The sequence below is a fragment of the Streptomyces javensis genome (genome assembly GCF_039525925.1).
GTDB lineage: Bacteria > Actinomycetota > Actinomycetes > Streptomycetales > Streptomycetaceae > Streptomyces > Streptomyces asiaticus.
The window spans coordinates 104,504-111,400 of sequence record NZ_BAAAIF010000031.1; the positions used below are offsets into that span (position 1 = coordinate 104,504).

At 69.4% G+C, this 6,897-nt stretch carries 4 protein-coding genes and 1 pseudogene; 3 read left to right on the top strand and 2 right to left on the bottom strand.

The annotated features are described in order from the left end of the window. Positions 1-18: 18 nt before the first annotated feature. A complete protein-coding gene (locus tag ABD329_RS26045) occupies positions 19-4,137 on the top strand; it encodes a Pls/PosA family non-ribosomal peptide synthetase (RefSeq protein ID WP_198277917.1) in 4,119 nt (1,372 codons plus the stop codon). A gap of 59 nt (positions 4,138-4,196) precedes the next feature. Here the strand turns inward: ABD329_RS26045 and ABD329_RS26050 are convergent, their stop codons facing one another. Then, positions 4,197-5,129, bottom strand: a complete 933-nt coding sequence (locus ABD329_RS26050; RefSeq protein WP_344316974.1) for a M56 family metallopeptidase — start codon at positions 5,127-5,129, stop codon at positions 4,197-4,199. Positions 5,130-5,144: 15 nt separating this feature from the next. Next, positions 5,145-5,522 carry a BlaI/MecI/CopY family transcriptional regulator gene (locus ABD329_RS26055; protein WP_198277160.1) on the bottom strand — a complete coding sequence of 126 codons (378 nt, stop codon included), beginning with the start codon at positions 5,520-5,522 and terminating at the stop codon, positions 5,145-5,147. A gap of 240 nt (positions 5,523-5,762) precedes the next feature. Between ABD329_RS26055 and ABD329_RS26060 the strand changes: the two are divergent. Both ABD329_RS26060 and ABD329_RS26065 read left to right on the top strand, forming a co-directional pair. Further along, positions 5,763-6,476: pseudogene (locus tag ABD329_RS26060) on the top strand (glycosyltransferase); the annotation flags it as partial. Between the two features lie 215 nt (positions 6,477-6,691). Further along, positions 6,692-6,897: undecaprenyl-diphosphate phosphatase (locus ABD329_RS26065; protein WP_344316975.1), on the top strand; the 206-nt coding region annotated here is incomplete at its 3' end.

A 6,897-nucleotide genomic window follows, 5' to 3' on the forward strand; every position in this document is an offset into this window, starting at 1 on the left:
GCGCGTGAGGAGAGCGCGATGTTGGGAAGTGACCGGAGCGAGGCGATGAGGGAAGGGCCGTCGTGCCCGTGGGTGCCGAGGTCGCAGAGTCGGCCGGATGGTCTGCTCGCCTGTGCGGGCTGGGACGGTACGGTTCGGTGGCGGGACGGCGAACGGCTTGAGCGGCTGTTCGAGGAGCGCTGCGACCGGATGCGTGCGCGGGGAGACGGAGACCGGCTCGCGGTGGACGCTGCCGACGTCACCCTCACCTACCCGCAACTGGACGAAAGGGCCAACCGGCTTGCCCGTTTCCTGATCGCCGAGGGAGTACGGCCCGGCGACCGGATCGGGCTGCTGCTCGACGAGGCGGTGGACTCCTACGTCGGGATGCTGGCCGTGCTCAAAGCACACGCCGCGTACGTACCGCTGGATGCCGGATTCCCCTCGGACCGTTTGAGCTACATCGTGTCCGACGCCTCCGTACGCATGGTCCTGTCACTGTCCCGGCTCTCCGAGCGGGCACAACGACTCGCGGACCGTGCTGAGTTGTTGTATCTGGACCGGGTGCGGTCCAGAGTCGCGGAGGAGTCTCCCGATCGCCCCGTTGTCGGGGAGCCGGCCGACGACCTGTGTTATGTCATCTACACCTCGGGATCAACGGGCCGCCCGAAAGGGGTGGCCATCGGGCATCCCGCTGTGTGCAACTTCGTCCGAGTGGCCTCGGAGGTCTACGGCATCACCCGCGACGATCGGGTCTACCAGGGGATGACCATCGCGTTCGACTTCTCCGTCGAGGAGATATGGGTGCCCTGGATGCTCGGCGCCACGGTGGTACCCAGGCCCGAAGGGCCGAGCCTGCTCGGTGCCGAGCTGGACGCGTTCCTGAAGGAGCGGCGGGCCTCGGCCCTGTGTTGCGTTCCCACCTTGCTGGCCACCCTGGACGAGAACACGTCCGAACTGCGGTTCCTGCTGGTATCCGGGGAACCGTGTCCGCCCGATCTCGTCACCCGCTGGCACCGGCCCGGCCGCCGGTTCCTCAACGTCTACGGCCCGACCGAAGCGACCGTCACGGCGACCTGGAGCCCACTGGCCCCTGACCGCCCGGTGACGATCGGTGTCCCGCTGCCCACGTACTCGGTCGCCGTCCTCGATCCGGAACGGGATACCGCCCTGCCACCGGACACGATGGGAGAGATCGCGATCGGCGGGATCGGGCTCGCCGACGGCTACCTCAACCGGCCCGAGGCGACCGAAGGTGCCTTCATTCCGGACTTTCTCGGCATCCCCGGGAACCCGTCCGGCAAGATCTACCGGACCGGGGACCTGGGCAAAATCAACTCCCACGGTGAGATCGAGCACCACGGCCGCATCGACACCCAGGTCAAGATCCGCGGCTACCGCGTGGAACTGGCCGAGATCGAGTCGGTGCTGCTGCGCATCCCCGGAATCGCCCAAGCGGTGGTCAGCGACCGCGAGACCACCCCGGGAACCGTGGAACTGTGCGCCTACTACACCACCTGCGCGGGCATGACCGTGGATCCCGAGCGGGCCGTGGCACACCTGCGGGAACGGCTGCCCGGCTACATGGTCCCCACCTATCTCGAACACCTCACGTCGATTCCGACGCTGCCCAGCGGGAAGGCCGACCGCAGGCACCTGCCACCACCAGCTGGGCCGCGCCGGCCCACACAGGGCGATGGCACGGCTCCACGCACCAGTACAGAACGGATGCTGGCCGAACTGCTGGCCGCGGCCCTCCAGGTCGAACGGGTCGCCGTGGACAGCCACTTCTTCGACGACCTCGGCGCCAATTCCCTGCTCATGGCCCGGTTCAACGCGGCCGTGCGCGCACGTCCGGACCTGCCCGATGTATCGATGAGGGACGTCTACCTCCATCCCACGGTGCGCCGGCTCGCCGCAGCCCTGACCAAGGCGCCGCCCTCTCGCATCCCCGACCGCGCGCCGCGGCAGCCGACCGCTCCGGTGGTGGGCAGGCTCCGGTACGCCCTGTGCGCGGCCCTCCAGTTCCTGGCGTTCCTCGCCTACGTCTGTCTCGCTTCGGTGGCGTTGGACGCCGGCACGTCCTGGATGGCTCGGGGGCAGGGATGGCTGGGTGTCTACGAACGCGCGGTTGGGCTCGGCGCCGTGGCGCTGATCGGTGCGAGCCTGATCCCAATCGCCGTCAAATGGGTACTCATCGGGCGATGGAGACCGCGGCGCATCCGGCTGTGGAGCGTGACCTATGTCCGCTTCTGGTGTGTCAGAACCCTCATCGTCGCCAATCCTCTGGCCCGGCTGACGGTCGGAACACCGCTCTACACCTTGTACCTACGGGCGCTTGGCGCCAAGATCGGACCACGCACCCTGATCTTCACCCGGTGGCTACCGGTCTGTACCGATCTGCTGACCATCGGGGCGGACACCGTGATCCGCAAAGAGACCTATCTCAACGGTTACCGAGCACTCGACGGTTCCATCGAGACCGGCCCGGTCACCATCGGTGCGGGCGCATTCGTCGGCGAACACAGCACTCTCGACATCGGCGTACACCTCGGCGACGCCGCTCAGCTCGGTCATGCCTCCGCGCTGCACGAAGGCCAGTCCATACCCGCCGGGCAGCGGTGGCACGGCTCGCCGGCCCAGCTCGCACCGACAGGGAGTGAGTATCTCGCCGTTCCGCCAGCCCGCTGCGGCCGCCTGCGGCGAGTGTGCTACTCCCTCGTCATGCTGCTGACGCTGACAGCCAGCGCAGGAGTGGCCGAGGTGGCCGTCGCCGCGCTGCTGGAGTCGCGGCCCGCCCTGGTCCACACCGTCACCGGAGCAGCCGGCCCCGGCAGTTGGACGTACTACGCCGACGGCCTGGAGATCGCGGCGGCCACGGTGTTCGGCCTCACCCTCGTGGGGACGATCCTCGTGCCGGCCCTGTCGCGTGTACTGTCCCGTCCTCTGAGACCGAACACCGTGTACCCGCTGTACGGAGTGCGATTCACACTCCAGCGCGCCGTCGCCCGGCTGGCCAATACCCGCTTCACCATGGCCCTGTTCGGCGACAGCTCGGCGATCGTGCACTACCTCAAAGCCCTCGGATGCTCTCTGGCGCCGATCGAGCAGACCGGATCCAACTTCGGCACGATGCTCACACACGAGGTGCCCGCCCTCAGCCGCGTGGGCACCGGGACTATGGTCTCCGACGGACTGTCCATGGCGAACGCGGAGTACTCCAGCACCTCGTTCCGCACCGCCCAGGCCGCCATCGGAAGTCACAACTACCTGGGCAACAACATCGTCTATCCGGCCGGCGGCAGGACCGGCGACAACTGCCTGCTGGCCACCAAGGCCATGATCCCCGTCAGCGGCCCGGTGAGGGAGAACACCGGACTGCTCGGCTCACCCCCCATCGAGATCCCCCGGTCGGTCGAACGCGACCACCGCTTCGACCACCTCACCACCGGATCCGGACTCCGGCGCCGACTCACGGCCAAGAACCACCACAACGCATGGACCATGGTCCTGTTCCTGGCCGTGCGGTGCCTGTACGTCTACGGCCTCCTCCTGATCGCGATGTTCCCCCTGGCCGGCAACGGCGGGCTGTACTGGCTGGAGACGCTCGGCACCGCCCTCCTCGAACTCGCCTTCACCGTCGGCTACTTCGTCCTGGTCGAACGGGCCGTGCTGGGCTTCCGTACCCTGCGGCCACGGTTCTGCTCCCTCTACGAGCGGCCCTTCTGGCGGCACGAGCGCTACTGGAAGGTACCGTCCATCCTCTACCTCGCCCTCTTCAACGGCACCCCCTTCAAACCCGCCATCTGGCGGCTGCTCGGCGTCCGCATGGGCCACCGGGTCTTCGACGACGGCTGCCGGATCCTGGAACGGACCCTCACCCAGGTCGGCGATGACTGCGCCCTCAACGCCGGCAGCATCTTGCAGGCGCACTCCCTCGAAGAGGGCGTCTTCAAATCCGACCGCATCGCCATCGGCAACGGTTGCACGATCGGCACCAGCGCCTTCGTGCACTACGGCGTCGTCATCGACGACCACGCCCGCATCGACGCCGACTCCTTCCTCATGAAGGGCGAACACGTACCGGCACACACCCAATGGCACGGCAATCCGGCAGCGGAACTGATCCCCGATGCCGCCTGCCGCGGGAAGCCGTAGTCGAGCGACCCCTCTGGCATTTGAGTTCGTTCCCCATTCCTGGGCTGCCGACCGGCTTTTCAGGCGCCGACGGTTTCCAGCAGGAGGTGGAGGTCGTGGGCGGCTTCGGCGGTGGACAGGGTCACGGTGGCGAGGACTGTGGCTGTCGCGGCGGCGAGGAGGGGGTGGCGTCCGAAGGGGGGAGCGAGGAGGGCGGCGACGCGGCGGGGCACGGGGCCGGCGGCGGCGAGTGGGGTGCGGCGGCCGAGGATGGCCAGCGCGGCGCCCGGAGTGCGGCCGGGGGTGTGGTGGGCGGCGAGGGCGGCTTTGCCGACGGTGCGGGCGACCCGCTTGCGGTCGCCGGTGGCGGCGGCCGCGTTCTCGTCGGCCCACCGTTCGATGGTGTAGGTCACGGCCGTGGCGAGGGGGCGGAGCAGGGGGTTGGCGGCGGCGCCGAGCTGGGTCAGGGCGACGAAGGCGTAGTGGTGGGCCGTCAGGTGGGCGCGTTCGTGGGCGAGGAGGATGTGGCGCTCGGTTTCGTCCAGGGTGTGCAGCATGCCGGTGGAGACGACGATGCGGCCGGGCAGGCCGGGGATCGCGAAGGCGTTGGGGGCCTCGTCATCGATCACGACCAGGCCGTCTTCGGCGGGCATGCAGGCCGCTTCCAGGGCGGCGGCGGTCAGGGTGCGGGCGCGCCGCCAGAGCATGCGGGCGGCCATGAGGACGGCGGCGCCGAGCAGGAGCCCGGCGATCAGGGCGACGGACAGTTCGGCGGGGTCGTCGCGCTGCGCGGTGTGGGCCGACCAGTGGCCGAGGCCGGCCAGCTGAGGGAAGCGGATCAGCCCGGTGATGGCCAGCAGCCCCAGCGAGATGGTGGTCGCCGTGCCCAGTACGAGGGCCGAGGCGGTGAGCAGCCAGGTCGCCAGGCGGGGTTCGCACCGCTCCGCCAGGGGGCGTGCGCCGAGGGGGGCGAGCAGGGAGAGCAGCAGGGGGATGTAGACGGCGATGCGCATCCGGGCGGCCTCTTCCTACTGGTCGGGGTCGAGCAGTTGGCGCAGCAGGTCCGCGTCGGTGGTGGACAGTTCGTCGGCGAAGCGGGCGAGGACGTCCTGGCGGTCGGTCCGCTCTTCCAGGACCGAGCGCATGCGGCGGGCGGCGAAGCCGGGGTCGTCGGTCACGGGGGCGTAGGCGTAGGCCCGGCCGCGCGGGGTGCGGGTGAGCAGCTGCTTGGTGTGCATGCGGGTGAGGATCGTCACCACGCTGTTGTAGGCCAGCTCGCTGCCGAGACGCTCGGTGACCTCGCGGGGGGTCAGCGCGCCGTCGGCCCGCTGTAGCAGTTCGAGGATCTCGGCCTCGCGTGCGCCGTTGGGCCGCTTGGGCCCGTGCCCTGGCGTGCGGATGCCCATGCGGTTGGCCTCCCTCTCCCTTATCTCCTACACTCGTGTAAAACTCCTACACCGGTGTAAAAACCTGTCTGCCAAGTGTGCCATGCGCTCATACCCGGGCAGAACTCTGCCCTGGGCGCGCACGGCCGGAAAGGACCTTACGGTGCGTTTGGCCCTCGATCCGCTGGATGCCACCCCATTCCTGATCGGCCGCCGCGCCCGGACCCGTACCGCCACGGAACCGACCGTGGGGAGCGCCGAGTGAAGATCACCTTCCTGATCCACAACGTGTACGCGATCGGCGGCACGATCCGCACCACGCTCAATCTCGCCGCGGCGCTCGCCGACCGGCACGAGGTGACGGTCGTGTCGATGCTCCGGCACCGCGCCCACCCCCGGTTCGTCATCGATCCACGGGTGACGGTGGAGCCCCTGGTCGACATACGCGCGGACGCCGCCGACCCGGCCGACCCCCTGCTGTATCAACCGGCCGAGGTCTTCCCCACCGCCGAGAAGCGGTACAAGCAGTACAGCCGCCTCACCGACCAGCGGGCGCGGGAGTACCTGCGGAGCTGCGACGCTGACGTGATCATCGGTACCCGGCCGGGCATCAATGTGTACCTGGCCCGCTTCGCCCCGCCCCGGGCGCTGCGCATCGCCCAGGAACACCTCACCCACGACATGCACACCAAGAAGTTGCGCGCCCAGCTCGCCCGGGACTATCGCGATCTGGACGCCGTGGTCACCACGACCGACGCCGACGCCGCCGTCTACCGGGCGAGGATGCGGCTGCCGGGCGTGCGGATCCTGGCCGTCCCCAACGGCGTACCCGACCCCGGCCTGCCGCCCACCGACGGCGGCGCCCCCGTCATCGCCGCGGCCGGACGACTGGTGCGCGCCAAGCGCTTCGACCTGCTCATCGAGGCATTCACCGATGTCGCCGCCAAGCACCCCGACTGGTCGCTGCGCATCTACCCATGTCGCGCACGCCTACGAGGAACTGTTCGGCGACCTCGCCGCCACCCGTTCCGCCCGCGCCTGGCAGCGCCGCAAGGCCCGCTGGCGCAACCGCGCGGGCCGGGCCCTGCGCCGCCTGCGCCGCTGACCCCCACCCCACCGACCGCGGCCGCACCGCGCCGCTTCCCCCCTGCGCACACGGCCCGCTCCAGCCATCACAGAAACGGATCCAGATGAGTGCCATCAGCATCGGCCAGGCGGCCGTCCTCGGCATCGTCGAAGGCATCACGGAGTTCCTCCCCGTCTCCTCCACCGGCCATCTGAAGATCACCGAAGGGCTGCTGGGCATCCCGGTCGACGACACCTCCGTGGTCGGCTTCACCGCCGTCATCCAGGTCGGCGCGATCGCCGCTGTACTGGTGTACTTCTTCAACGACAT